The organism is Pseudomonas sp. P1_F7 (genome assembly GCF_056405655.1).
In genome coordinates, this window is record NZ_JBFUBR010000026.1 from 60,591 (window position 1) to 86,718 (window position 26,128).

Sequence of the window (26,128 nt, forward strand, 5' to 3'; positions counted from 1 at the left end):
CGGAGTTTGCCTTACCGCTTATGGCTTGCCGCTGCTGTCATTTCTTTCGGCAACCCCGATGCAGATCGACATGATCAATTTGAGTTCTTTCTGCACGGTGCTGAGGGACACGTTCAGCTCGTCGGCGATTTCCTGGTAGCTATGCCCGTGCAGGCGGCTGAGGATGAAAATCCGCTGTTGGCGGGCGCTGAGTTCACTGAGGCTCACGTTCAGGCGCTCCAGCAATTGTTCGGCGTGGGCGGCGTCTTCGGCGCTGCTGGTGGGGGCGGCGACGCTGTGCATCACCTCCTGCGACACGTCGTCGACCATGGTGCGCGAATGGATGCGCCGCGCGCGCAGATGGTCCAGCGCCAGGTTGCGCGCCGTCTGGAAGACAAAGGGCTCAAGATGATCGATGGCCCGTTCGCTTAATGCACGGGTCACCCGCAGGTAGGTTTCCTGCAAGAGGTCTTCAGCAGTGCTGTGATTGTTGACCATCCGTTCCAGCGTGCGCAGCAGGGAGGTGCGCTGGGCAAGGAATACGTGGTTGAAGCGCGACTGACTCACGGGAGAACCTGATCCATTTCGAGCAAATGATAATGCTTATCATCCGCTCGAATGGTCAAGTACTGATTTGTGAAGCTTTATGCGCGACCCTGCAAATAGGTCGCGTAATCGGGAATCCGATGGGTATGCGCCTGATCCATCAGCGGGCTGCTGAGCAGGTAGTCGGCGCTGCATTCGTTGCACGCCACCGGGATGTTCCACACCGCCGCGACCCGCAGCAACGCCTTGATATCCGGGTCGTGGGGCTGGGGTTCGAACGGGTCCCAGAAAAACACCAGCATGTCGACCCGCTGCTCGGCGATTTGCGCACCGAGCTGTTGGTCGCCGCCCAGTGGCCCGCTGATCATGCTTTGCACCGGCAGGTCGAGGCGTTGTTGCAACAACAACCCCGTGGTGCCGGTGGCGACCAGATCATGCTGGGCCAGTCTGTCTTTTTGCCGTTCGGCCCAGTCCAGCAAGAACACCTTGCAGTGGTCATGGGCGACCAGGGCGATACGCTTGCGCGCCGCCATGGTCTTTTGCGTAAAGCTGATGCCGATCATCGAGGGTTGCTCCGGGCTTATTCAGCGTTGCACAGCGCCAGGCAGTTATCGAGCATGCGGTTGGAGAAGCCCCATTCGTTGTCATACCACGCCAGCACCTTGAGCAGCTTGCCGGTGGATTTGGTGTGGTTGGCGTCGAAGATCGACGACAGCGGGTTGTGGTTGAAGTCGCTGGAGACCAGCGGCAGGGTGTTGTAGCCAAGGATCTTCGAGTGCTGGCTGGCTTCTTTCATCAGCGCATTGACTTCCTCTGCGCTGGCTTCTTTTTTCAGATGCACCGTCAGGTCCACCAGCGACACATTGATCACCGGTACGCGCACCGACATGCCGGTCAATTTGCCCGCCAGTTCCGGCAGCACCAGGCCCACCGCTTCAGCAGCACCGGTCTTGCTCGGGATCATGTTCTGGGTGGCCGAACGGGCGCGGTACGGATCGACGTGATAGACGTCGGTCAGGTGCTGATCGTTGGTGTAGGCGTGGATGGTGGTCATCAGACCGCTTTCGATGCCCAGCTCGCGATGCAGTACCTGGGCCACCGGGGCCAGGCAGTTGGTGGTGCACGACGCATTGGAAATAATCTGGTGCGACTGGCGCAGAATGTCGTGGTTCACCCCGTAAACCACGGTGGCGTCGGCGCCTTTGGCCGGGGCTGAGATGATCACTTTGCGCGCACCCGCCGTAATATGCGCGGCGGCTTTGGCCCGGTCGGTGAACAGACCGGTGCATTCGAACACCACATCAATCTTTTCCGCGGCCCAGGGCAGGTCGGCCGGGTTGCGGATGGCGCTGACCGAAATGCGGTCGCCGTTGACCGTCAGGCTCTCCTGGTCGTGCTGAACATCGGCATCGAACGTGCCGTGAACGGTGTCGTACTTGAGCAGATGAGCATTGATCGCGCTGTCGCCCAGGTCGTTGATGGCGACGATCTGCAGATCCTGACGGTAGCCCTGGGTATAGAGTGCGCGCAGGACATTACGGCCGATGCGGCCAAAACCATTGATTGCGATTCGAAGAGTCATAGTGCGGCGCTACCGTCGTTTTGTTGTTGGAATTACAAGATTATTCGTAAAAAAATAGAAAACAAGCCTTTTTGATGGCAATATTTTGTTCGATCTACAACGAGTGACCTGAATCAACTGGTCCAACCGATCAAAAAAACCGTCCGTCATCCCATCGACACCGGCCTTTGATCAGCATAGACAATCAGGTCGCCACATCCGTTAGCCTGGAGTTCTACACATGCATCCCCGCGTCCTTGAGGTCACTGAACGGCTTATCGCCCGCAGCCGCGCCACGCGTGAGGCTTACCTTGCATTGATCCGCGGCGCGGCCAGCGACGGTCCGATGCGCGGCAAGCTGCAATGCGCCAACTTCGCCCATGGCGTGGCCGGTTGCGGCAGCGACGACAAGCACAGCCTGCGGATGATGAACTCCGCGAACATCGCGATAGTTTCGTCTTATAACGACATGCTCTCCGCGCACCAGCCCTACGAAGTCTTCCCCGAACTGATCAAGAAGGCCCTGCGCGAGATCGGCTCCGTCGGCCAGTTCGCCGGTGGCACGCCAGCCATGTGCGATGGCGTGACCCAGGGCGAGCCGGGCATGGAACTGAGCTTGCCGAGCCGCGAAGTGATCGCGTTGTCCACCGCCGTGGCGCTGTCCCACAATATGTTCGACGGCGCGCTGCTGCTCGGCATCTGCGACAAGATCGTGCCGGGCCTGATGATGGGCGCCCTGCGCTTCGGCCATCTGCCGATGATCTTCGTGCCGGGTGGGCCGATGGTCTCGGGCATTTCCAACAAGCAGAAAGCCGATGTGCGCCAGAAGTACGCCGAAGGCAAGGCGACCCGCGAAGAGCTGCTGGAATCGGAAATGAAGTCCTACCACAGCCCTGGCACCTGCACTTTCTACGGCACTGCCAACACCAACCAGTTGCTGATGGAAGTCATGGGGCTGCACCTGCCGGGCTCGTCCTTCGTCAACCCGAACACGCCGTTGCGCGATGCCTTGACCCGTGAGGCGGCGCACCAGGTCACGCGCCTGACCAAGCAGAACGGCGACTTCATGCCGATCGGCGAAATCGTCGACGAGCGTTCGCTGGTCAACTCGATTGTCGCGCTGCACGCCACCGGCGGCTCGACCAACCACACCCTGCACATGCCGGCCATCGCCATGGCGGCGGGCATTCAGCTGACCTGGCAGGACATGGCCGACCTCTCCGAAGTCGTGCCGACCCTGAGCCACGTCTACCCGAACGGCAAAGCCGACATCAACCACTTCCAGGCCGCGGGCGGCATGTCATTCCTGATTCGCGAACTGCTGGAAGCCGGGTTGCTCCACGAAAACGTCAACACCGTGATGGGCCACGGCCTGAGCCGCTACACCCAGGAGCCGTTCCTCGACAATGGCCAGCTGGTATGGCGTGAAGGCGTGACCGACAGCCTCGATGAAAGCATCCTGCGCCCGGTCGCCCGCGCGTTCTCGGCAGAGGGTGGCCTGCGGGTGATGGAAGGCAATCTCGGTCGTGGCGTGATGAAAGTCTCCGCCGTGGCCGTGGAAAACCAGATCGTCGAAGCACCAGCCATGGTGTTCCAGGATCAGCAGGACCTGGCCGATGCGTTCAAGGCCGGTTTGCTGGAGAAGGATTTTGTCGCGGTGATGCGCTTCCAGGGCCCGCGCTCGAACGGCATGCCAGAGCTGCACAAGATGACGCCGTTCCTCGGCGTGTTGCAGGACCGCGGCTTCAAGGTGGCGCTGGTGACTGACGGACGCATGTCCGGCGCGTCGGGGAAAATTCCGGCGGCCATTCATGTCAGCCCCGAAGCTTACGTAGGCGGCGCTTTGGCGCGGGTGCAAGAGGGCGATATCATCCGCGTCGATGGCGTCAAAGGCACCCTGGAGCTTAAGGTGGACGCCGAAGAATTTGCAGCGCGCACACCGGCCAAAGGTCTGTTGGGTAACAACATCGGCACCGGTCGCGAACTGTTCGGTTTCATGCGCATGGCCTTCAGCTCGGCGGAGCAGGGCGCCAGCGCCTTCACTTCTGCCCTGGAGACGCTTAATTGAAACTGGCTTTGGTCGGTGACATCGGAGGGACCAACGCACGTTTCGCGTTGTGGAAGAACCAGCAACTGGAATCGGTCCAGGTGCTGGCAACGGCAGATTTCCCCAGCCCCGAAGAGGCTATCAGCCTCTACCTGAATGGCCTGGGGCTGGCGCCGGGTGCTATCGGCTCGGTGTGCCTGTCGGTGGCCGGCCCCGTGAGCGGCGACGAATTCAAGTTCACCAACAATCACTGGCGCCTGAGCCGCAAGGGCTTTTGCCAGACCTTGCAGGTGGAGCAACTGTTGCTGGTCAACGACTTCTCGGCCATGGCCCTGGGTATGACCCGTTTGCAGCCCGGCGAATTCCGCGTGGTCTGCGAAGGCACGCCGGAGCCATTGCGCCCGGCGGTGGTGATTGGCCCGGGCACAGGCCTGGGCGTCGGCACCTTGCTCGATCTGGGCGAGGGCCGGTTCGCCGCGTTGCCGGGGGAGGGCGGCCATGTCGACCTGCCATTGAGCAGTCCGCGTGAAACCCAACTCTGGCAGCACATTTCCAACGAGATCGGCCACGTCAGCGCTGAAACCGCATTGAGCGGCGGCGGCTTGCCGCGCGTCTACCGGGCGATCTGTGCGGTGGATGGGCACACGCCTGTGCTCGACACACCGGAAGCCATCACCGCTGCCGGGCTGGCGGGCGACCCGATTGCCGTGGAAGTGCTTGAGCAGTTCTGCTGCTGGCTCGGTCGCGTGGCCGGCAACAACGTGCTGACCACCGGCGGGCGTGGTGGCGTGTACATCGTTGGCGGGGTGATTCCGCGGTTTGCCGATTTCTTCCTTGAAAGCGGTTTCGCCCGGTGCTTCGCCGACAAGGGATGCATGAGCGATTACTTCAAGGGGATTCCGGTGTGGCTGGTGACGGCGCCGTATTCAGGATTGATGGGGGCCGGGGTAGCCTTGGAGCAATCCACCCTAGCTTGAAATGAGTACCAATGTGGGAGCGAGCTTGCTCGCGATGGGGCCATCACATTCAACATCATCGTTGACTGACACACCGCCATCGCGAGCAAGCTCGCTCCCACATTGGTACGAATTTCAAGCTAGGGTGGATTTCTCCACGGCAACCCCGGCCCCCGGACACCTACCTGACCCGCGCCGGTTTCCAGGTGCGTGCCACCGCCGATGGCGCCGGTTTTCGCCAGGCGCTGAACGACGCGCCGGCCGATCTGGTGATCCTTGATGTGATGCTGCCCGACGAAGACGGCTTCAGCCTGTGCCGCTGGATTCGCCAGCATCCACGCCAGGCACAGGTGCCGATCATCATGCTCACCGCCAGTTCCGACGAAGCCGACCGCGTCATCGGCCTGGAACTGGGGGCCGACGATTACCTCGGCAAGCCGTTCAGCCCACGGGAATTGCAGGCACGGATCAAGGCGTTGCTGCGCCGCGCGCAATTCGGCCAGGAACGTAATGGCGGCGAGGTGCTGGCCTTCGATGACTGGCGTCTGGACATGGTCAGCCATCGGCTGTTCCACATCGATGGCGAAGAGGTGATTCTCTCGGGTGCCGACTTCGCGCTGCTGAAACTGTTCCTCGATCACCCGCAGGAAATTCTCGACCGCGACACCATCGGCAACGCCACCCGTGGCCGCGATTTGATGCCCCTCGATCGCATCGTCGACATGGCGGTCAGCCGATTGCGCCAGCGCCTGCGCGACACTGAAAAACCACCACGGCTGATCCGCACCGTGCGTGGCAGCGGCTACCAACTGGCGGCCAATGTGGTTGCCAGCAATGGCCATTAAGCTATTGCGCAAGCTCGCCGCCAAGGTGCCGATGCCGCGTTCGCTGCTCGGGCGGATGTTGCTGTTGACCTTGCTGGCCGTGTTGTTCGCCCAGACGCTGTCGAGCGTGATCTGGGTGTCGCAACTGCGCGCCACGCAGCTCGAAGGCCTGGTCACCAGCGCCCGCAGCCTGGCCCATTCGATGACGGCCAGTGTCAGTTATTTCCGTTCGTTGCCGGTGGCGTTTCGGCCCTTGGTGCTTGATCAGTTGCGCAGCATGGGCGGCACCCGGTTCGTGGTGACGCTCAACGACAAACCCCTGGGCATGGAAGTACTGCCCATCACCCCGCGCAAAGAGGCGGTGCTCAAAGCGGTGGACGAGGTGCTGCGCCAGTCCCTCGGTCAGGACGCCGACATCTCGGTGACCTTCGTCAGCCCGGAAGACCTGCGCATCTTCAACGGCGGCCTGAAGCTCGATGAGTTGCCGCGCTCCTGGGCGCACTACGCGCTGACCCTGGAACCGGTGAACCCGCCGGTGCTGGTCACGCAGATCCAGATGGCGCCGGGCGAATGGCTGTACATCGCCTCGCTGTTGCCCGAGCCCTACACCAGTCTTGAAGAGCAGGGCCTGCCGGCGCAGCAGGTGTGGTTCATCGTCCTGACCAGCGGCTTTCTGCTGTTGTTCATCGGCCTGCTGGTGCACTGGCAGAGTCGTCCGCTCAAGCGCCTGGCACGGGCGGCGCGAGATCTGTCGCTGGGTGCCGATGTGGAGCCAGTGGCGGAGGGCGGTGGCAGTGAAGTGGTCGAGGTCGGGCGCGCCTTCAACACGATGCGCGAGCGTATCAGCCGTTACCTGACTGAGCGCAGCCAGTTGTTCAGTGCCATTTCCCACGACCTGCGCACGCCGATCACCCGGCTGCGGCTACGGGTTGAATTGCTCGAAGACGAAAAGCTGCAAGCCAAGTTCGGCCGCGATCTGGATGAGCTTGAGCTGCTGGTCAAGGGCGCGCTGCAATGCGTGAAAGACACCGACATCCACGAGAACATCGAGCCGGTGGATCTCAATCACGTGCTCGACTGTCTGGTCGAGCCGTACCTGGCCCCCAACGGCAACGGCCGCGTGACCCAGCAGGGGCGGGCGCTGGCAGCGTATCCAGGCAAGCCGCTGGCGCTCAAGCGCTGCATCGGCAACCTGATCGACAATGCGTTGAAGTACGGGCAGAACGCGCACCTGCACATCGATGACGACGAAAGCGCGTTCATCCTGCATGTCGATGATGAAGGGCCGGGCGTGCCGGAGCAGCGGCTGGAGCAGGTGTTCGAACCGCACTTCCGCCTGGCCGGGCAGCAGCAGGGTTATGGATTGGGGCTGGGGATTGCCCGCAACATTGCCCATAGCCATGGTGGTGAGGTCAGCTTGCAGAATTTGCGTGAGGGCGGGTTGCGGGTGACGTTGCAGTTGCCCCGCTCGATAGATTGAAAGGATCTTGCTATGCAATTGTCACAGCCTGGTGACATAACCCACCCCCTTCGTTACAAGCCCGCCTTCGTCCGTTGTTTATGCTGCCCCACAGTCATAACAACAAAAAAGGTACGCCATGGACACCTTCCAACCGGCCTTCAGCAGTTGGCTGAACGCACCTGCCCATCAGCAATGGCTTGCCGCCGAAGGCTTGCGCCTGCTGGCGTTTGCCAAGGCGTCGAAACTGCCTGAAGGCTTCGGCAACCTCGATGAAAAGGGTCGCCTCGCGGCTGATGCGCAAGCCCAGACCATGAACACCGCGCGCATGACCCACAGCTTCGCCATGGCCCATATTCAGGGCCTGCCGGGTTTTGCCGAGCTGGTGGATCACGGTGTTGCGGCGCTGCGCGGGCCGTTGCGTGATGCGGTGCACGGTGGCTGGTTCGCGGTTGCCGAACATCGCGATGGCAATACCGGCAAGAACGCCTATCTGCATGCCTTCGTAGCACTGGCAGCCAGTTCTGCGGTGGTCGCGCAACGCCCCGGTGCGCAAGCCTTGCTCGATGATGCCATCGACATCATCGACACCTGTTTCTGGAGCGAAGAAGAAGGCGCCATGCGCGAGTCCTTCAATCGCGACTGGAGCGAAGAGGAGGCGTACCGGGGTGCCAACAGCAACATGCACGCCACTGAAGTCTTCCTCGCCCTGGCCGATGTCACCGATGACAACCGCTGGCTGAGCCGTGCCCAACGGATTGTCGAGCGAGTGATCCATGGCCACGCCGCCGCCAACGATTACCTGGTGATCGAGCATTTCGATCGAGCCTGGCAGCCACTGCGGGACTACAACCGCGACAATCCGGCCGACGGCTTCCGCCCCTACGGCACCACCCCGGGCCATGGTTTCGAGTGGGCGCGGCTGTTGCTGCACCTCGAAGCTTCGCGGGTGAGAGCGGGGATGCTCACGCCGGGCTGGCTGGTCACCGACGCGCAAAAACTCTTCGAGCACAATTGCCTCCATAGCTGGGACGTCGATGGCGCGCCGGGGATTGTCTATACCCTGGACTGGGACAACAAAGCGGTGGTCCGCCATCGCCTGCACTGGACCCATTGCGAGGCCAGCGCCGCCGCCAGTGCGTTACTCAAACGCACCGGTGAAGAGCAATACGAACGCTGGTACCGACTATTCTGGGAATTCTGTGACAGTCATTTCATCGACCGCGAAGGCGGTAGCTGGCATCACGAACTCGACCCGCAGAACCGCCCGAGTGCCGATATCTGGCCCGGCAAGCCTGACCTTTACCACGCCTGGCAAGCCGTACTGATTCCGCGCCTTGCGCTGGCGCCGAGCATGGCCACGGCGCTGGCGCAGTTGTCCCAGAGCGGTTCTATGTAACCATGCGGTGACATTCGCGCATCCCTTCGTTACCTGCGAGGGGATATCCCCTGTTTAGAATCCCATGCAGCGCAAGCAACAGACTTGCATGCATAACAACAAGAAAGGTGCTCCTAGATGAATGCGATTTCTCGCCTCGCTACTGTCATTTCTCTCGCTTCCCTGTCTGCGCTCCCCCTCAGTGTCCTGGCCGCCGAATCCAAAGGTTCCGTTGAAGTCGTTCACTGGTGGACTTCCGGTGGTGAAAAAGCAGCGGTCGATGTCCTGAAGGCTCAAGTCGAAAAAGACGGCTTTACCTGGAAGGACGGCGCAGTCGCCGGTGGCGGCGGTTCCACGGCCATGACCGTACTCAAAAGTCGCGCCGTAGCCGGCAACCCGCCGGGCGTTGCACAAATCAAGGGGCCGGACATCCAGGAGTGGGGCAGCACTGGCCTGCTCAGCACCGACGCGTTGAAAGACGTTTCCAAAGCGGAAAACTGGGATGGCCTGCTGTCGAAGAAAGTCTCCGACACCGTGAAGTACGAAGGTGACTACGTCGCCGTGCCGGTGAACATCCACCGTGTGAACTGGCTGTGGATCAACCCGCAAGTGTTCAAGAAAGCCGGGATCGAAAAAGCCCCGACCACCCTCGAAGAATTCTATGCCGCCGGCGACAAGCTCAAAGCCGCAGGCTTCATCGCGCTCGCCCACGGCGGTCAGCCTTGGCAGGACAGCACCGTGTTCGAAGACGTGGTGCTCTCGGTCATGGGCGCTGACGGTTACAAGAAAGCCCTGGTCGACCTGGACCAGAAAACCCTGTCCGGCCCGGAGATGACCAAGTCGTTTGCCGAGCTGAAAAAGATCACCGGCTACATGGACCCGAACCGCGCGGGTCGTGACTGGAACATCGCCGCCGCCGACGTCATCAACGGCAAGGCCGGCATGCAGATGATGGGCGACTGGGCGAAAAGCGAGTGGACTGCGGCGAAGAAAGTCGCGGGCAAGGACTACCAGTGCGTAGCGTTCCCGGGCACTGAAAAAGCCTTCACCTACAACATCGACTCCCTGGCGGTGTTCAAGCTCAAAGCCGATCGCAAGGGCGACATCGCTGCCCAGCAAGACCTGGCCAAAGTGGCGTTGGGTACCGACTTCCAGAAAGTCTTCAGCATGAACAAGGGTTCGATCCCGGTGCGTAACGACATGCTGAACGAAATGGACAAGCTCGGCTTCGACGAGTGCGCCCAGAAGTCGGCGAAGGATTTTGTCGCGGACGACAAGACCGGCGGCCTGCAACCGAGCATGGCGCACAACATGGCCACCTCCCTGGCCGTGCAGGGCGCGATCTTCGACGTGGTCACCAACTTCATGAACGACAAGGATGCTGACCCGGCCAAGGCCAGCGCCCAACTGGCTTCGGCTGTCAAAGCTGCCCAGTAATTCGTAATCGGCCGCAGGCAGGTCCTGCGGCAAACCCCAGAGAGAGCTCCGTCCCATTGTGGGAGCGAGCTTGCTCGCGATAGCGGTGTAACAGGCGACATCTGTGTTGAATGTCAGTCAGCTATCGCGAGCAAGCTCGCTCCCACAGGGTGGAACTCTGTCCGGATTTCACTTCTTCACCTGGATTATCCCGATGAGCTCTGTGGCGGTTTTCAGCAAAGCCTCACCGTTCGATGCGCTGCAACGCTGGCTACCCAAGTTGGTACTCGCGCCGAGCATGCTGATCGTGTTGGTTGGCTTCTACGGTTACATCATCTGGACGTTCATTCTGTCCTTCACCAACTCCAGCTTCATGCCGAGCTACAAGTGGGTCGGCCTGCAGCAATACATGCGCCTGATGGACAACGACCGCTGGTGGGTCGCGAGCAAGAACCTGGCAGTGTTCGGTGGCATGTTCATCGGCATCAGCCTGGTGCTGGGTGTGTTCCTCGCCGTGCTGCTGGACCAGCGCATTCGTAAGGAAGGCTTCATCCGCACCGTTTACCTGTACCCGATGGCGCTGTCGATGATCGTCACCGGTACCGCGTGGAAATGGCTGCTCAACCCAGGCCTGGGCCTGGACAAGATGCTGCGTGACTGGGGCTGGGAAGGCTTCCGTCTCGACTGGCTGGTGGATCAGGATCGCGTGGTTTACTGCCTGGTGATCGCCGCCGTGTGGCAAGCCTCCGGGTTTGTCATGGCGATGTTCCTGGCCGGTCTGCGCGGTGTCGATCAATCGATCATCCGTGCCGCGCAAGTCGATGGTGCGAGCCTGCCAACCATCTACCTGAAGATCGTCCTGCCGAGCCTGCGCCCGGTGTTCTTCAGTGCCTTCATGATCCTGGCGCACATCGCGATCAAGAGCTTCGACCTGGTCGCGGCGATGACCGCGGGCGGTCCGGGTTACTCCTCCGACCTGCCGGCGATGTTCATGTATTCCTTCACCTTCAGCCGTGGCCAGATGGGCATCGGTTCGGCCAGCGCCATGCTGATGCTCGGCGCCGTGCTGACCATCCTCGTGCCGTACCTGTACTCCGAGCTGCGAGGCAAACGCCATGACTAATCAACTCGGAAAACCGGGCATCAGTTTCAGTCGCATCGCGATCTACGCCACCCTGCTACTGGCAGCGGCGGTGTACCTGATCCCGTTGGTGGTGATGCTGCTGACCAGTTTCAAATCCCCGGAAGACATCCGTACCGGCAACCTGTTGAGCTGGCCGACCGTGATCGACGGCATCGGCTGGATCAAGGCCTGGGACGTAGTCGGTGGCTACTTCTGGAACTCGGTGAAAATCACTGTGCCGGCAGTGCTGATCTCGACCTTCATCGGGGCCATGAACGGCTACGTGCTGTCGATGTGGCGCTTCCGTGGTTCGCAACTGTTCTTCGGCCTGTTGCTGTTCGGCTGCTTCCTGCCGTTCCAGACCGTGCTGTTGCCGGCCTCGTTCACCCTCGGCAAGTTCGGCCTGGCCAACACCACCACTGGCCTGGTGCTGGTGCACGTGGTCTACGGCCTGGCATTCACCACGCTGTTCTTCCGCAACTACTACGTGAGCATTCCGGATGCGCTGGTCAAGGCCGCAAGGCTCGATGGTGCGGGCTTCTTCACGATCTTCCTGAAGATCCTGCTACCGATGTCGATCCCGATCGTGATGGTCTGCCTGATCTGGCAGTTCACCCAGATCTGGAATGATTTCCTGTTCGGCGTGGTCTTCGCCAGTGGCGATGCCCAGCCAATTACCGTGGCCCTGAACAACCTGGTCAACACCAGCACCGGGGCCAAGGAATACAACGTTGATATGGCCGCCGCGATGATCGCCGGGCTGCCGACACTGCTGGTCTACATATTCGCTGGCAAGTATTTCCTGCGTGGGCTGACGTCCGGCGCGGTCAAGGGGTAGAACATGGCAACTCTCGAATTACGCAACGTCAACAAGACCTACGGGCCCGGCCTGCCGGACACCCTGAAAAACATCGAACTGAAAATCGATGACGGTGAGTTCCTGATCCTGGTCGGCCCGTCGGGCTGTGGTAAATCCACGCTGATGAACTGCATCGCCGGCCTGGAAACCATCAGCGGCGGCGCGATCCTGGTGGACGATGCCGACATCAGCGGCATGAGCCCCAAGGATCGCGACATCGCCATGGTGTTCCAGTCCTACGCGCTGTACCCGACCATGAGCGTGCGCGACAACATCGCCTTCGGCCTGAAGATCCGCAAAATGCCGACCGCCGAAATCGACGAAGAAGTCGCTCGGGTTTCCAAGCTGTTGCAGATCGAACACCTGCTCAGCCGCAAACCCGGACAGCTTTCCGGTGGCCAGCAACAGCGTGTGGCGATGGGCCGTGCACTGGCGCGGCGGCCGAAGATTTATCTGTTCGACGAGCCGCTGTCCAACCTCGACGCCAAGCTGCGGGTCGAGATGCGTACCGAAATGAAACTGATGCACCAGCGCCTGAAAACCACCACGGTCTACGTGACCCACGACCAGATCGAAGCCATGACCCTGGGCGACAAAGTGGCGGTGATGAAGGACGGGATCATCCAGCAGTTCGGTACGCCGAAGGACATCTACAACAACCCGGCCAACCTGTTCGTGGCGAGCTTCATCGGTTCGCCGCCGATGAACTTCATCCCGCTGCGCTTGCAGCGCAAGGACGGTCGACTGCAGGCGCTGCTCGACAGCGGCCAGGCCCGTTGCGAGTTGCCGCTGGGTATGCAGGACGCCGGTCTCGAAGACCGCGAAGTGATCCTCGGCATGCGCCCAGAGCAGATCATCCTGGCCAACGGCGAAGCGAACGGTTTGCCGACCATTCGTGCCGAAGTCCAGGTCACCGAACCGACCGGGCCCGACACCCTGGTCTTCGTCAATCTCAACGACACCAAGGTCTGCTGCCGCCTGGCGCCGGACGTGGCGCCAGCGGTGGGCGAGACGCTGACCCTGCAATTCGATCCGGCGAAAGTGCTGTTGTTCGATGCGAAAACGGGTGAGCGACTGGGGGTCGCTGGCGTAGCGAAAACCGAATCACACGCTGCCAACGTCGCACAGTTCAAAGGTAGATAGAGATCAATGTGGGAGCGAGCTTGCTCGCGATAGCGGACGGACATTCAACATCAATGTCGACTGAACGACCGCCATCGCGAGCAAGCTCGCTCCCACAGGGGGGATTCGCAATGCGCGGCCTGTCGCGCATTGCACCGGATGTAACCGCGTTAAAAAGAAGAAAAGTTAATAACAATAAAACGAGGATGTAGGGATGAAGATGAAGAACAAGGCCCGGTTGATCTGCCAAGTGTCAGCAGCGGCAGCACTGGTTCTGGCCGGCAATGCGATGGCCGATGAAGCGTTCAGCTCCGACTCCAAATGGATGACGGGCGATTGGGGTGGTGAGCGAACCAAGCTGATCGAGCAAGGCATCGACATCAAGATGGATTACGTCGGTGAAGTCGGCGGCAACCTGCATGGCGGTTTCAACGATGACAAGACTGCGCGCTACGCCGACCAGTTCGGCCTGGGCGCGGCGCTGGACCTGGAAAAACTGTTCGGCTGGGATAACACCCAGGCCAAGATCCAGCTCACCAACCGTAACGGTGAGAACATCTCCAACGACCGTATCGGCGACCCGCGTGCCGGCACCCTGAGTTCCTCTCAGGAAGTCTTCGGTCGTGGCCATATGGTGCGTCTGACCCAGTTGTGGATTCAGCACCAGTTCTTCGACAACAAACTGGACGTCAAAGCCGGTTACTTCGGTGAAGGTGAAGACTTCAACACCTTCCCGTGCGAATTCCAGAACCTGGCGTTCTGCGGCTCCCAGGTGGGTAACTGGGCCACCAACGTCTGGTTCAACTGGCCGGTCAGCCAGGCGGCGATCCGCGTGAAGTACAACATCAATGACGAGCTCTACGCTCAGATTGGCGCGTACAACCAGAACCCGTCGCAACTGGAGCACGGCAACGGCTTCAAGCTCAGCGGCAGCGGTACTGCGGGCACCGTGTTGCCGGTCGAACTGGTCTGGTCACCGAAGGTCAACAGCCTGCCGGGCGAATACCGTGTCGGTTACTACAAGAGTACTGCGCCTGCCGACGACGTTCTCAAGGACGACAACGGCCAGGACGCAGCGACCACTGGCAAGCCTTTTCGCGTCCACGATAGCAAGCACGGCTACTGGTTCGTCGCTCAGCAGCAACTGACCAGTCACAACGGTGACGCTTCTCGCGGTCTGAACATTGCGGCCAACGCCACCTTCCACGACAAGGACACTAACGTCGTCGATAACTACCAGTCGCTGATGTTCGTGTACAAAGGCCCGTTCGACGCGCGTCCGAAGGATGACGTGGGCATCGGTTTCGCCCGTATCCATGTCAACGATGACGTGAAGAAAAACGCCGAGCTGACCAACGCGGCCAACGGTGTTTCGGAATACGACAATCCGCTGTTCTCGCCCATTCGTGAAACCGAATACAACTACGAGATCAACTACGGCTTCCACGTGACCAACTGGCTGACCGTACGTCCCAACCTGCAATACGTCACGCACCCCGGTGGCGTGGATGAAGTCGACAACGCGCTGGTGGCTGGCCTGAAAATTCAGTCGGTGTTCTAACGCGTCTGCGATAAGCTTCTCTCCATGTGCGCATATTTGCGGACAGCCATGGCTGTCCGCTTTTTTTTGCGGGTCGCGCACCCCGGTGACAGTTGATTTCAGGACCGTGGCACATGCTTGAGCATCCGCTACAACGCTTCTTCAAATCCTTGCGCGAGCGTCCGGTGTTCGCGTGGGAGCGCTATCAGACGCGCGACGTGCTGGTGATCGATCATCCGCTGTGTCAGGCGGTGTTCAGTCGTCAGGGCGCGCAGTTGCTGCACTTCCAGCCCAAGGGCCAGAAACCCTGGCTGTGGTGCGCGGCGAAGTGGCCGCAAGTCGGTGCCATTCGCGGTGGCGTGCCGGTGTGTTGGCCGTGGTATGGCCGGCATCCGAGCGAAAACGCCTGGCCGTCCCATGGTTGGGCGCGGTTGCTCGACTGGAAGCTTCTCGACAGCAACAGTGACGACGATGGCGTGCGATTGCACTGGCAACTGAAGTTGTGCGACTGGCAGGTGGACCTGCACGCGCACCTGGGTGATCGCATGGAACTGCGCCTGAGCACCGAGCATCAGGACGACATGCCGTGCCAGCTGAGCCAGGCTTTGCATGCTTACTGGCGTATTGGCGATGTCAGTGAGATAGCGCTGTCTGGGCTCGAAGGAGCGCAGGGTTACGACCAGTTGAGCCGGCAGGTTTGTCAGCAGGAAGGCGAGTTACGCGTGGACGGCGGATGCCAGCGGGTGTTCCAGCACGACGGCGAATTGCAGCTCAACGACCATGCCTGGGACCGGGCCTTGTGTATCGACACGGGTGAAACGGCCGACACGGTGGTGTGGCATCCCGGTTCACGTCCGTTGCTCGGCGTGACCTGGAACGAGATATCCGAATTTGTCTGTGTAGAAGCGGCGAGCGGCGGTACCGACAGCCTGTGCCTGAAGCCTGGGGAACGGGCGCATTTGAGTTTGCAGGCGCGGGTGGGGGTGGGGGTGGGGGTGTAAAGAAGATCAAAAGATCGCAGCCTTCGGCAGCTCCTACACAAGCGTGTACACCTGTAGGAGCTGTCGAGTGAAACGAGGCTGCGATCTTTTGCGCGAAGCGTCCTAATTAAACTCATCACCCACCGGATACCGGCTGGCATTCAAGCTCTCCTTGATCTTGCGCAAGTGCGGCTGGAAATCCACGCCCCGGCGCAAGGTCATGCCGGTGGCAAGCACGTCCAGCACGGTCAGCTGGATGATCCGCGACGTCATCGGCATGTAGATGTCGGTGTCTTCCGGCAGCGGAATGTTCAGGCTCAGGGTGCTGGCCTTGGCCAGTGGCGAGTTCTCGGCGGTCAGGCCAAGCACCGAAGCGCCGTTTTCCCGGGCGATGCGCGCCACTTCCACCAGTTCGCGGGTGCGGCCGGTGTAGGAAATGATCACGAACAACTCGCCGGTATGGGCCACCGAGGCAATCATGCGCTGCATCAGCACATCCGCGTGGGCTGTGACGGCGAGGTTGAAACGGAAGAACTTGTGCTGTGCATCCAGTGCCACCGGGGCCGAGGCGCCGAGGCCGAAGAAGTGAATCTGCCGGGCCTGGATCAACAGGTCGACGGCGCGGCTGATCAGGTTCGGGTCGAGTGCCTGGCAAGCACTGTCCAGGGAGGCGATGGCGCTGCCGAAGATCTTCTGCGTGTAGGCTTCCGGATTGTCGTCGGCTTCCACCGCACGGCTGACGTACGCAGCGCCACTGGCCAGGCTCTGGGCCAGTTGCAGTTTGAGTTCGGGGTAGCCGCTGACGCCGAACGAACGGCAGAAACGGTTGACCGTCGGTTCGCTGACCGAAGCGGCCTGGGCGAGGGCGGCGATGCTGAAGCGGGTGGCCTGCTGTGGGTTGAGCAGGATCACCTCGGCGACTTTGCGTTCGGCCTTGTTCAGCTCTTCAAGGCGATTCTGGATTTGCTCCAGTAAATTTCGCACGCGGTCCATATAAGTATCCTTTACACCTGCGCCAACAAGCGCGCGGCTAATGCAAAAAGGGCCTTTGGTGAGGCCCGTAACGGTGGCCTATCCTACTGATGGCTCTGACCGACCACCACTCGGAATCTGTATTTTGCGAAAATGTTGTGGTTATTACTACATTTTCCCTTGAGTGATGCCTTAAAAAAAGGTATTTGTAGCTTAACTTGATAAAAGAACAAACATCATGCTCTCGATTACGGTTGAACCGTGCACCTTTGCCTTGTTCGGCGCCCTTGGCGATCTGGCCTTGCGCAAGCTGTTTCCTGCCATTTATCAACTCGACGGCGCCGGCCTGTTGCACGAGGACACGCGGATCATCGCGCTGGCTCGTGAGCCGGGCAGCGAGCAGGAACACCTGGCGTTCATCACCTCCGAGCTGCGCCGCTATGTCGGTGCCAAAGAGCTGGACGAAGCCGTGGTCGAGCGCTTTCTGGCGCGCCTGAGCTACCTGCACGTCGATTTCCTCAACGCCGAAGATTATGTGGCCCTGGCCGAATCCGCTGGCAGTTCGCAGCGGGTCATCGCCTACTTTGCGACCCCGGCCGCCGTGTATGGCGCGATTTGCGAGAACCTGGCCAAGGTCGGCCTGGCGGAAAACACCCGTGTGGTGCTGGAAAAGCCCATCGGTTCGGACCTGGAATCCTCGCGCAAGGTCAACGACGCCGTGGCGCAATTCTTCCCGGAGAACCGCACCTACCGGATCGACCATTATCTGGGCAAGGAAACCGTCCAGAACCTGATCGCCCTGCGTTTCGCCAACAGCCTGTTCGAAACCCAGTGGAACCAGAATTACATTTCCCACGTGGAAATCACCGTGGCCGAGAAGGTCGGCATCGAGGGCCGCTGGGGTTACTTCGACAAGGCCGGCCAGCTGCGGGACATGATCCAGAACCACCTGCTGCAACTGCTCTGCCTGATCGCCATGGACCCGCCGGCCGACCTGTCCGCCGACAGCATCCGTGACGAGAAGGTCAAAGTGCTCAAGGCCCTGGCGCCGATCAGCCCGGAAGGCCTGACCACTCAAGTGGTGCGCGGCCAGTACATCGCCGGCTACAGCGAAGGCAAAGCGGTACCGGGGTACCTGGAAGAACCCAATTCCAACACCCAGAGCGACACCGAAACCTTCGTCGCCCTGCGTGCCGACATCCGCAACTGGCGCTGGGCCGGCGTGCCGTTTTACCTGCGTACCGGCAAGCGCATGCCGCAGAAGCTGTCGCAGATCGTCATCCACTTCAAGGAACCGTCGCACTACATCTTCGCTCCCGAGCAGCGCCTGCAAATCAGCAACAAGCTGATTATCCGCCTGCAGCCAGACGAAGGCATTTCCTTGCGTGTAATGACCAAAGACCAAGGCCTGGACAAGGGCATGCAACTGCGCAGCGGTCCGTTGCAGCTGAATTTTTCCGACACCTGGAGCAGCGCACGGATTCCCGATGCCTACGAGCGGTTGTTGCTGGAAGTGATGCGCGGCAATCAGAACCTGTTTGTCCGTAAAGATGAAATCGAAGCCGCGTGGAAGTGGTGTGACCAGTTGATCGCCGGGTGGAAAAAATCCGGTGATGCGCCCAAGCCGTACGCGGCCGGGTCCTGGGGGCCGATGAGCTCCATTGCTCTGATCACGCGGGACGGGAGGTCGTGGTATGGCGATATCTAATTTGAAACTGCCGCAGGGTGTCAGCGCCCATGCGTTCAAGAGCCCGGTGCTGCTGGCTGAAAGCCTGGCACTGAACGTGGCGAAACAACTGAGCGACGCGATCGAAGCCCAGGGCACTGCGACCCTGGTGGTTTCCGGTGGCCGCAGCCCGGTGGCGTTTTTCCAGCATCTGGCCAGGCAGACGCTGGACTGGTCGAACGTGGTCGTCAGCCTGGCCGACGAGCGTTGGGTGCCGGTGGAGCATGCCGACAGCAACGCGGGTCTGATCAAGCGTTATCTGTTGCAAGGCCCGGCGGCCAAGGCGCAGTTCCTGAGCCTGTACAGCGCCAGCGCCAACCTGGAACAGGCGGCCGAGCAGGCCGACCGTTTGCTGTCCGAGTTGCCGGTGATCGACGTGCTGATCCTCGGCATGGGCGATGACGGCCACACCGCGTCGCTGTTCCCCAACAGCCCGAACCTTGCCGAGGCATTGCAGGCCGATGGCGTCCGTCGTTGCTGGCCGATGCTGGCGCCGACCGTGCCGCATCAGCGCCTGACCATGAGTCGCGCGCTGCTGGCCTCGGCCAAGCATAAAGTTCTGTCGATTTCCGGTCAGTCCAAGCTGACCACCCTGAGTTTCGCGCTGGCCGGTGACGATGTCGCCGAAATGCCGGTGCGCGCATTTCTGCAACCCACGTTAGAGATTTACTGGTGCCCATGAGCCAAGGAACAGCCGCTATGACAAGCCCATCCCCGACCGTTTCCATGGCGGATAAAGTTGCCCTGATCGACAGCATTTGCGCGAAAGCGCGGATTCTGCCGGTGATCACCATCGCCCGCGAGCAGGACGTTCTGCCGCTGGCCGACGCCCTCGCGGCCGGTGGCCTGACGGCTCTGGAAGTGACCCTGCGTTCGCAATTCGGCCTCAAGGCCATCCAGATTCTGCGCGAGCAGCGTCCGGAGCTGGTGACCGGTGCCGGCACCGTGCTTGATCGCCACATGCTGGCGGCGGCGGAAGCGGCAGGCTCGCAATTCATCGTCACGCCGGGTATCACCCGTGACCTGCTGGAAGCCAGTGTCGCCAGCCCGATTCCACTGTTGCCGGGCATCAGCAATGCCTCGGGCATCATGGAAGGCTACGGTCTGGGTTACCGCCGCTTCAAGCTGTTCCCGGCGGAAGTCAGCGGCGGCGTCGCGGCCATCAAGGCTTTGGGCGGTCCGTTCGGCGAAGTGAAATTCTGCCCGACCGGCGGCGTCGGCCCGGCCAATATCAAGAGCTACATGGCGTTGAAAAACGTCATGTGTGTGGGCGGTAGCTGGATGCTTGATCCGGAGTGGATCAAGAACGGCGACTGGGCCCGCATTCAGGAATGCACCGCCGAGGCTTTGGCGCTGCTGGACTGATCGCTTCACCCTACACCTCGTTGTGTGTTCTACGGCTTTACGGTGCACTTGGTCGGTGCACCGTTTTTTTTTGCCTGAAGAAAGTTGCCTGGATCGACTCGTATCCCCTGTGGGAGCGAGCAAGCTCGCTCCCACAGGGGACAGATGCATCATGCGATACATAGTTACCGCATATCGAAAACTGCCTGTCGTTAACCTGCGTCCATCTTATGGAAGAGAGAACGTCATGGACGCTACCACCTCAGTTGCACCCGCAGCACCGGTTTGCCTGTTGTCACCTGAACAGATTGCCGGCCCTTATTTCCGCAACCCGAAATTGATCCGCAGAAACATCAGCGAAGGCGCCGAAGGCGTTCCGTTGGTGTTGCGGCTGACCATTGTCGATGCCATGACCGGTGAGCCGGTCCCCGATGCGCTGGTGGACATCTGGCACTGCAATGCGCGAGGTGCGTATTCGGGTTGGAGCAAGATCAATCCTGATGTCGAGGTCGATACCGGTGACATCGGCGCGGTCCCGCGAACCGATGACGATACCTATCTGCGCGGTGGGCAGTTCACCGACAAGTCCGGCATCGTGCGCTTCACCACGATCTATCCGGGTTTTTACGCCGGCCGCGCCTTGCACATTCACGTCGCCGTGCGCATCACGGCCGGCAACAACTATTTGCAAGAGCGGCATGTCGCCTGGGTCGGGCAGCTTTACCTGCCTGAGGTGGCCTCGCGCTCGGTACTCGGCAGCCGACCGTATAGCGGCCGAGCCGTGCCGGTACTGACCAACGTTCAGGACTTTTTTTATACAACCATGGGCGGTGAAGAATCGACCTTGAGTGTGCACACCTTGGGGCGGGATTCGGCTGAAGACGGATACTTCGGGCAGATGACCATCGGCATCGACACGTTCGCCGTGTCGACACAGATCAAGCCCGAGGACTTTGACAAGTACACCGTCTGACGTCAGCCCAGTTCAGTCAGTGCCCTGGCCAGCACATCCATGTCGGCCGCCGTGGTGGTAAACCCAGGTGTAATGCGGATGCACGGACCGCATGCCGCGCCACTGCGGGTCACGGTGAACAGGTTGTGTTCATTGAGCAGGCGCTGGACCATGAGTTGCTGGTCGGTATGCCGGGTAAAGCGCATCGAGGTGATGCCGCAATACAGGCGCGGGTCATCGGGGGTCAGGACTTCGACGCCCGGCAACTGTCGCACCGCACCGACCCAGCGGTTGCGCAGATAATTGAGCCGCGCACCCTTGGCCGCGGCACCCCCCATCGCCCAATGTTCTTCGAGCACCAGCGGCAGGGTGAGCAGCGCCGGGATGTTGGGGGTGCTGTACGAGGTACGGGCGCGAATGTCAGAGTGCGGAAAATGCATCTCGCCCATGTCCGGGTCGATGTCGGCCAGGTGTTCGGGTGCGATGTAGATAAAGCCGAGCGTCAGCGGTGCGCCGATCCACTTGTGCAGGTTGTAGCCGGCGAAGGCGATACCGAGCCCGGCCAGGTCAAATTCAAGTTGGCCTAGGGCATGGGCCCCGTCGAGGATGACATCAATGCCATGTTCCTTCGCAGCGGCTGCAATCGCCTGCACCGGCATCACCAGGCCCGTGCGATGGGTGACGTGGGTCAGGGCCATCAGCTTGAGCCGCGGATGCCGCGCGAAGGCTTCTCGATAGGTATTGAGCAGGCTGTCGAAAGTTGCCGGGTGTGCGTGTTCGATCTCGATCACTTCGACACCGCGATTGCGTGCCAGCCAACGCATGGCACCTTTGACCGTGTCGTATTCCAGATCGCAAACCAGTACCTGATCGCCGGGCTGCAGCCGGTTGTAGTTGCGGATCAGCGATTGCAAACCTTCCGATGCGTTGCGAGTCAGGGCGATGCTGTCGGCGGGTACGCCTATCAACCTGGCCAGTTGCGCGCGGATCTTCAGGCTGTCGCCCTGCTCGAAACGCTGACGCACGTACACGGAGTTGCTGCGGTTGATGAGCTCGATGTTGCGCTGGTATTCCTCGACCACCGTGCGCGACATGCGTCCGAAGTAACCGTTCTCCAGATTGAGCGGGCCGGGTTCGACATCGTAGCGGTCGGCAAAGGTTTGCCAGAAGGCTTCATCACGGGCGCGGCGGGTGTTGTCGGGCATGGGGTACTCGGTAGGTGTTCAGTGGCGGGGGGCCGGTTTGCCGTGTTTGGCGCGCAGCGGTTCGAGCAAGTCCGACAAACCGTTGTGGTCGATTTCCTGCATCAGGGCCAGCAGGCCACCCAACTCGCCATGGGGGAAACCCTCCCGGGCGAACCAGTTCAGGTAAGGGCCGGGCAGGTCGGCAATGATTCGACCCTTGTACTTGCCGAAGGGCATTTCGCGGGTGATCAGCAGTTCGAGCTTTTCAGGATTCATCGATCGGTCGTCTTGATTCAGTCAGTCTGGAAAATACAGGCCTTCTGCATGCAGGCCAAATGACCGACATGAATAATGCCAGCTAGCCTGGCGTTTTTTATGCGAACAGGAATTGCAAGAGACTGCAGTAGTTGAGGTGCTACGGGGACTGTGGCGAGGGGGTTGTCGGAATGCCGCCTCGCCACAGAGGGTTAGCCGATGCTGATCGCTGGCAGCGTGGTCAATGTCACGCTCTGTTGCTTGCGTGGCGCGAGGATTTCCGCCTCGCCATCGACCACCAGTTCATCGCGCTGGTTGAACACGCGGGTGGCAATGCGCACGCGAAACTTAGGCAGTTTTTCCAGGATTTCCAGGCGCACGGTCAGGGTGTCGCCGATCTTCACCGGTTTCTGAAAGCTCATTTGCTGGCCGATGTAGATGGTCCCCGGTCCAGGCAATTCGCAGGCGACCGCCGCGCTGATCAACGCGCCGCTGAACATGCCATGGGCGATGCGCTCCTTGAACATGGTGCTGGCGGCGTATTCGGCATCCAGGTGCACCGGGTTGTGATCGCCGGACATCGCGGCGAACAACTGGATGTCGCGCTCTTCGACTGTCTTGCTGAAACTGGCGGTCTGGCCGACTTCGAGGGCTTCGTAAGGGGTGTTGGTAACCTGGGTCATCTGTCTCAATTCCTGTGACGAATTAAAAAATTCACAAAAAAACTATTCGGACCGGTGTGGCCGAGGAGTGCTCAAGGCCTGTGCGATCCAGTTCAGCACATCGGCGATGATTTCATCGCGGTTGCTCTCGTTGAACAGTTCGTGCCGCGCCTGCGGGTAAACGGTCAGTTGCAGGTGCTGGCTGCCGGCCGCCCGCAGCGCGTCGGCCAGATCCTTGAGACGTTTGCCTTCGCTCACCGGATCACATTCACCGCCAATCACCAGCAGCGGCAGGCCCGGATCGATCTGGGCGAGATTGGACGCTTTGCTGATTTGCTGCAAGCCGCCGAGCAAATCGATCCACAGTTGATTGGTGCAACGGAAACCGCAGAGCGGGTCGTTGACGTACAGATCGACCTGCGCCGGATCACGGCTGAGCCAGTCGAACGGCGTGCGTGCCGGTTTGAATTTGTTGTTGAACGAGCCGAACGACAGCCATTCGATCAATGCGCTGCGGCCTTTGCGGCCCTGGCGCAGGCGTTCGATACGGGCGATTTGCCGTGCCGCGCGATAAAGCGCCACAGGCTGGAAGTTCGAGCCGCTGAGGATTGCCCCGTGCAGGCTGGCACTGTGGTGCAGCAAATAGGCCTGGGCAACGTAACTGCCCATGCTGTGGCCCAGCAGCACGATCGGAACGCCAGGGTGTTGCTGGCCGATGTGCTGGTTGAGGCAGGCCAGGTCGCTGACGACCTTGCACCAGCCATCGTCATCGGCGAAATGCCCGAGCGTCCCGTTTTCGGCAGTTTTGCCATGTCCACGCAGGTCCGGCGCGCACACGCCATAGCCCTGATCACAGAGTTTTTCCGCCAGGGGTCCATAGCGACCGCTGTGTTCGGCCATGCCGTGGGCCAGCAGAATCATTGCCTTGAGGCTGCCGTCGGGAAGCCACTGGTTGACGAAGAGGCGGCTGTGGTCGCTCGTGGTCAGCCAGAAAGTGTCATGGATCATGGCGGTTCCTTTGCATGAGGCTGCCTGGTTGGAAACAGCTCGTTGCAGTTTATAGCGCATCCTTGGCTGGGCGTCTGATCAGCCTACGCCACGGCAGAAAGATTCATACGATCAATGACGACTGTGGGCATATTTGCCTGCTACGTCATAACTGCTAGTGTCCGTGAAGCTCCGCTTTTTGCATTTTTTTTGAAAAATGACAGAAAAGTGGCCCCGGATAGATTCAGGTAAAGAGGACAAGAACAATGCAACCTGATTTCTGGAATGACAAACGCCCGGCCGGTGTACCCCTGGATATCGATCTGGGGGCCTACAAGTCGGTGATCGAGGTGTTCGAGCGTTCCTGCAAGAAGTTTGCTGACCGCCCCGCGTTCAGCAACATGGGCGTGACCCTGACCTACGCCGAACTGGAACGCCACAGCGCCGCCTTCGCCGGTTACCTGCAAGCCCACACCGACCTGGTGCCAGGGGACCGCATTGCGGTGCAGATGCCCAACGTCCTGCATTACCCGATTGCCGTGTTCGGTGCCTTGCGCGCCGGGTTGATCGTGGTCAACACCAACCCGTTGTACACCGCGCGGGAGATGCGCCACCAGTTCAAGGATTCCGGTGCCCGGGCGCTGGTGTACCTGAACATGTTCGGTCAGAAAGTCCAGGAAGTGCTGCCCGACACCGATATCCAGTACCTGATCGAAGCGAAGATGGGCGACCTGATGCCCGCCGCCAAGGGGTGGCTGGTCAACACGATGGTGAGCAAGGTCAAGAAGATGGTCCCGGACTTTTCCTTGCCCCAGGCCGTTTCGTTCAAGAGCGCGTTGCACATGGGCCGTGGTCTGGGTATCAAGCCGCTGAGCGTCGGCCTCGACGACATCGCCGTGCTGCAATACACCGGCGGCACCACGGGCCTGGCCAAGGGCGCGATGCTGACCCACGGCAACCTGGTGGCGAACATGCAACAGGCACGGGCCTGCCTCAGCCAGTCGGCCAGCGACGGTCAGCCGCTGCTGCGCGAAGGCCAGGAGGTGATGATCGCGCCGCTGCCGCTGTACCACATCTATGCCTTCACGGCGAACTGCATGTGCATGATGGTGACGGGCAACCACAACGTGCTGATCACCAACCCGCGTGACATCGGCGGCTTCATCAAGGAGCTGAAGAACTGGCGGTTCTCGGCGTTGCTGGGGCTCAACACGCTGTTCGTTGCGCTGATGGATCACCCGGACTTCAAGACCCTGGACTTCACCAGCCTCAAGCTCACCAATTCCGGCGGTACTGCGCTGGTCAAGGCTACCGCCGAGCGTTGGGAACAACTGACCGGTTGCCGCATCACCGAAGGTTATGGCCTGACCGAAACTTCGCCGGTGGCCTGCACCAACCCCTACGGCGATCAATCGCGGATCGGCACGGTCGGCATGCCGGTGCCGGGCACCACGCTGAAAGTCATCAGCGATGACGGCGTTGAACAACCGCTGGGTGAGCGCGGAGAGTTGTGCATCAAAGGCCCGCAGATCATGAAGGGCTACTGGCAGAAACCTGATGCCACGGCCGAAGTGCTGGATGCCGAGGGCTGGTTCAAGTCCGGTGACATCGCGGTGATCGACCCGGACGGTTTCGTGCGCATCGTTGACCGCAAGAAGGACATGATTATTGTCTCGGGCTTCAACGTGTACCCGAACGAGATCGAAGACGTGGTGATGGCTCACCCGAAAGTCGCCAACTGCGCGGTCATCGGTGTGCCCGACGAGCGGTCGGGAGAGGCGGTGAAGTTGTTCGTGGTGGCCCGTGAAGCGGGGGTCAGCCTTGAAGAGTTGAAGGCTTACTGCAAGGAGAACTTCACGGCGTACAAAGTACCGAAGCACATCGTGCTGCGTGAGTCGTTGCCGATGACGCCAGTGGGCAAGATTTTGCGGCGGGAGTTGCGGGATATTGCATAGCAGGCCGTAGAGACCGGTGCGACTCCAAAAGATCGCAGCCTTCGGCAGCTCCTACAGGGATCGCATTTCTTTGTAGGAGCTGCCGAAGGCTGCGATTTTTTGCTTTGAGCCCCGGTTTTCGTGGGTTACAGGGCTTTATAGGTTTTTTGCTCTAAAATGACTGCTTGCAAGTCTTTAGTCACTATTGTGACCGTAGAGGCCGCTTTTGGCTCTAGTCGACCCTTGGCAAAGCTGCTACTCTCGGCGCGCTTTGTGACTTCTCGGCCTTCTATCAGCCAGATTCACCAATGACCAAACACCA

General features: G+C 60.6%; 23 protein-coding genes and 1 pseudogene. 16 read left to right on the plus strand and 8 right to left on the minus strand.

Annotated features, from left to right (window positions below):
- Positions 1 to 18: 18 nt before the first annotated feature.
- The 3 genes from AC1D1M_RS28855 to gap all read right to left on the minus strand — a co-directional run bounded on the left by AC1D1M_RS28855 (position 19) and on the right by gap (position 2,107).
- Positions 19 to 546 carry an RNA polymerase sigma factor gene (locus AC1D1M_RS28855; protein ID WP_477778314.1) on the minus strand — a complete coding sequence of 176 codons (528 nt, stop codon included), beginning with the start codon at positions 544 to 546 and terminating at the stop codon, positions 19 to 21.
- Between the two features lie 77 nt (positions 547 to 623).
- On the minus strand, positions 624 to 1,088 hold the full coding sequence (locus AC1D1M_RS28860; RefSeq protein ID WP_477778315.1) for a methylglyoxal synthase: 465 nt from the start codon (positions 1,086 to 1,088) through the stop codon (positions 624 to 626).
- Between the two features lie 17 nt (positions 1,089 to 1,105).
- Positions 1,106 to 2,107 (minus strand): type I glyceraldehyde-3-phosphate dehydrogenase, encoded by a 1,002-nt coding sequence (gene gap, locus AC1D1M_RS28865; RefSeq protein ID WP_150726688.1) that lies wholly within the window; start codon positions 2,105 to 2,107, stop codon positions 1,106 to 1,108.
- A gap of 220 nt (positions 2,108 to 2,327) precedes the next feature.
- Here gap and edd point away from each other — a divergent pair, with 220 nt between their 5' ends.
- From edd to AC1D1M_RS28920, 11 genes and pseudogenes are all read left to right on the plus strand, one after another.
- Positions 2,328 to 4,154: a phosphogluconate dehydratase gene (gene edd / locus AC1D1M_RS28870; protein WP_477778316.1), complete on the plus strand. Its 1,827-nt coding sequence runs from the start codon at positions 2,328 to 2,330 to the stop codon at positions 4,152 to 4,154.
- Positions 4,151 to 5,110, plus strand: a complete 960-nt coding sequence (locus AC1D1M_RS28875; protein WP_477778317.1) for a glucokinase — start codon at positions 4,151 to 4,153, stop codon at positions 5,108 to 5,110. The genes edd and AC1D1M_RS28875 overlap by 4 nt, the downstream gene beginning before the upstream one ends.
- 155 nt (positions 5,111 to 5,265) lie before the next feature.
- A pseudogene (locus AC1D1M_RS28880) lies at positions 5,266 to 5,934 on the plus strand (response regulator); the annotation flags it as partial.
- 31 nt (positions 5,935 to 5,965) lie between these two features.
- Positions 5,966 to 7,393: an ATP-binding protein gene (locus tag AC1D1M_RS28885; protein WP_477778382.1), complete on the plus strand. Its 1,428-nt coding sequence runs from the start codon at positions 5,966 to 5,968 to the stop codon at positions 7,391 to 7,393.
- Between the two features lie 118 nt (positions 7,394 to 7,511).
- A complete protein-coding gene (locus AC1D1M_RS28890; RefSeq protein ID WP_477778318.1) occupies positions 7,512 to 8,771 on the plus strand; it encodes a D-mannose isomerase in 1,260 nt (419 codons plus the stop codon).
- Positions 8,772 to 8,888: 117 nt separating this feature from the next.
- Positions 8,889 to 10,187 carry an ABC transporter substrate-binding protein gene (locus tag AC1D1M_RS28895; RefSeq protein ID WP_477778319.1) on the plus strand — a complete coding sequence of 433 codons (1,299 nt, stop codon included), beginning with the start codon at positions 8,889 to 8,891 and terminating at the stop codon, positions 10,185 to 10,187.
- A gap of 193 nt (positions 10,188 to 10,380) precedes the next feature.
- Positions 10,381 to 11,289 (plus strand): carbohydrate ABC transporter permease, encoded by a 909-nt coding sequence (locus AC1D1M_RS28900; protein WP_007974433.1) that lies wholly within the window; start codon positions 10,381 to 10,383, stop codon positions 11,287 to 11,289.
- On the plus strand, positions 11,282 to 12,127 hold the full coding sequence (locus tag AC1D1M_RS28905) for a carbohydrate ABC transporter permease (protein WP_095942743.1): 846 nt from the start codon (positions 11,282 to 11,284) through the stop codon (positions 12,125 to 12,127). Before AC1D1M_RS28900 ends, AC1D1M_RS28905 begins: the two co-directional genes overlap by 8 nt.
- 3 nt (positions 12,128 to 12,130) lie before the next feature.
- Positions 12,131 to 13,291 (plus strand): ABC transporter ATP-binding protein, encoded by a 1,161-nt coding sequence (locus AC1D1M_RS28910; RefSeq protein WP_477778320.1) that lies wholly within the window; start codon positions 12,131 to 12,133, stop codon positions 13,289 to 13,291.
- A 193-nt stretch (positions 13,292 to 13,484) separates the two neighbouring features.
- On the plus strand, positions 13,485 to 14,831 hold the full coding sequence (locus AC1D1M_RS28915; RefSeq protein ID WP_477778321.1) for a carbohydrate porin: 1,347 nt from the start codon (positions 13,485 to 13,487) through the stop codon (positions 14,829 to 14,831).
- Positions 14,832 to 14,944: 113 nt separating this feature from the next.
- Positions 14,945 to 15,811 carry a D-hexose-6-phosphate mutarotase gene (locus AC1D1M_RS28920; protein WP_477778322.1) on the plus strand — a complete coding sequence of 289 codons (867 nt, stop codon included), beginning with the start codon at positions 14,945 to 14,947 and terminating at the stop codon, positions 15,809 to 15,811.
- 102 nt (positions 15,812 to 15,913) lie between these two features.
- On the opposite strand, the gene AC1D1M_RS28925 is transcribed toward AC1D1M_RS28920, so the two are convergent.
- Positions 15,914 to 16,774, minus strand: coding sequence for a MurR/RpiR family transcriptional regulator (locus AC1D1M_RS28925; protein WP_170948639.1), 861 nt, complete (start codon positions 16,772 to 16,774; stop codon positions 15,914 to 15,916).
- Positions 16,775 to 17,000: 226 nt separating this feature from the next.
- Here AC1D1M_RS28925 and zwf point away from each other — a divergent pair, with 226 nt between their 5' ends.
- The 4 genes from zwf (at position 17,001) to AC1D1M_RS28945 (ending at position 20,805) form a co-directional block, all read left to right on the plus strand.
- Positions 17,001 to 18,470, plus strand: coding sequence for a glucose-6-phosphate dehydrogenase (gene zwf / locus AC1D1M_RS28930; protein ID WP_477778323.1), 1,470 nt, complete (start codon positions 17,001 to 17,003; stop codon positions 18,468 to 18,470).
- On the plus strand, positions 18,457 to 19,170 hold the full coding sequence (gene pgl, locus AC1D1M_RS28935; RefSeq protein WP_477778324.1) for a 6-phosphogluconolactonase: 714 nt from the start codon (positions 18,457 to 18,459) through the stop codon (positions 19,168 to 19,170). The genes zwf and pgl overlap by 14 nt, the downstream gene beginning before the upstream one ends.
- Positions 19,171 to 19,187: 17 nt before the next feature.
- The gene (locus tag AC1D1M_RS28940) at positions 19,188 to 19,853 is read left to right on the plus strand and encodes a bifunctional 4-hydroxy-2-oxoglutarate aldolase/2-dehydro-3-deoxy-phosphogluconate aldolase (RefSeq protein WP_477778325.1); all 666 of its coding nucleotides are present in this window, start codon (positions 19,188 to 19,190) and stop codon (positions 19,851 to 19,853) included.
- Between the two features lie 226 nt (positions 19,854 to 20,079).
- Positions 20,080 to 20,805 (plus strand): intradiol ring-cleavage dioxygenase, encoded by a 726-nt coding sequence (locus AC1D1M_RS28945; RefSeq protein WP_477778326.1) that lies wholly within the window; start codon positions 20,080 to 20,082, stop codon positions 20,803 to 20,805.
- 2 nt (positions 20,806 to 20,807) lie between these two features.
- Here AC1D1M_RS28945 and AC1D1M_RS28950 read toward each other — a convergent pair whose 3' ends face one another.
- From AC1D1M_RS28950 to AC1D1M_RS28965, 4 genes are all read right to left on the minus strand, one after another.
- Positions 20,808 to 21,989 (minus strand): aminotransferase class V-fold PLP-dependent enzyme, encoded by a 1,182-nt coding sequence (locus AC1D1M_RS28950; RefSeq protein WP_477778327.1) that lies wholly within the window; start codon positions 21,987 to 21,989, stop codon positions 20,808 to 20,810.
- A gap of 18 nt (positions 21,990 to 22,007) precedes the next feature.
- Complete coding sequence (locus AC1D1M_RS28955; protein ID WP_003227425.1) at positions 22,008 to 22,244, minus strand: DUF3820 family protein; 237 nt, start codon at positions 22,242 to 22,244, stop codon at positions 22,008 to 22,010.
- A 191-nt stretch (positions 22,245 to 22,435) separates the two neighbouring features.
- The gene (locus AC1D1M_RS28960; protein WP_007995982.1) at positions 22,436 to 22,906 is read right to left on the minus strand and encodes a MaoC family dehydratase; all 471 of its coding nucleotides are present in this window, start codon (positions 22,904 to 22,906) and stop codon (positions 22,436 to 22,438) included.
- A 42-nt stretch (positions 22,907 to 22,948) separates the two neighbouring features.
- Entirely contained in the window at positions 22,949 to 23,893 is a 945-nt protein-coding gene (locus AC1D1M_RS28965; protein WP_477778328.1) for a lysophospholipase, read from the minus strand.
- Between the two features lie 245 nt (positions 23,894 to 24,138).
- Here AC1D1M_RS28965 and fadD2 point away from each other — a divergent pair, with 245 nt between their 5' ends.
- Positions 24,139 to 25,827 (plus strand): long-chain-fatty-acid--CoA ligase FadD2, encoded by a 1,689-nt coding sequence (fadD2, locus tag AC1D1M_RS28970; protein WP_477778329.1) that lies wholly within the window; start codon positions 24,139 to 24,141, stop codon positions 25,825 to 25,827.
- Positions 25,828 to 26,128 lie beyond the last annotated feature (301 nt).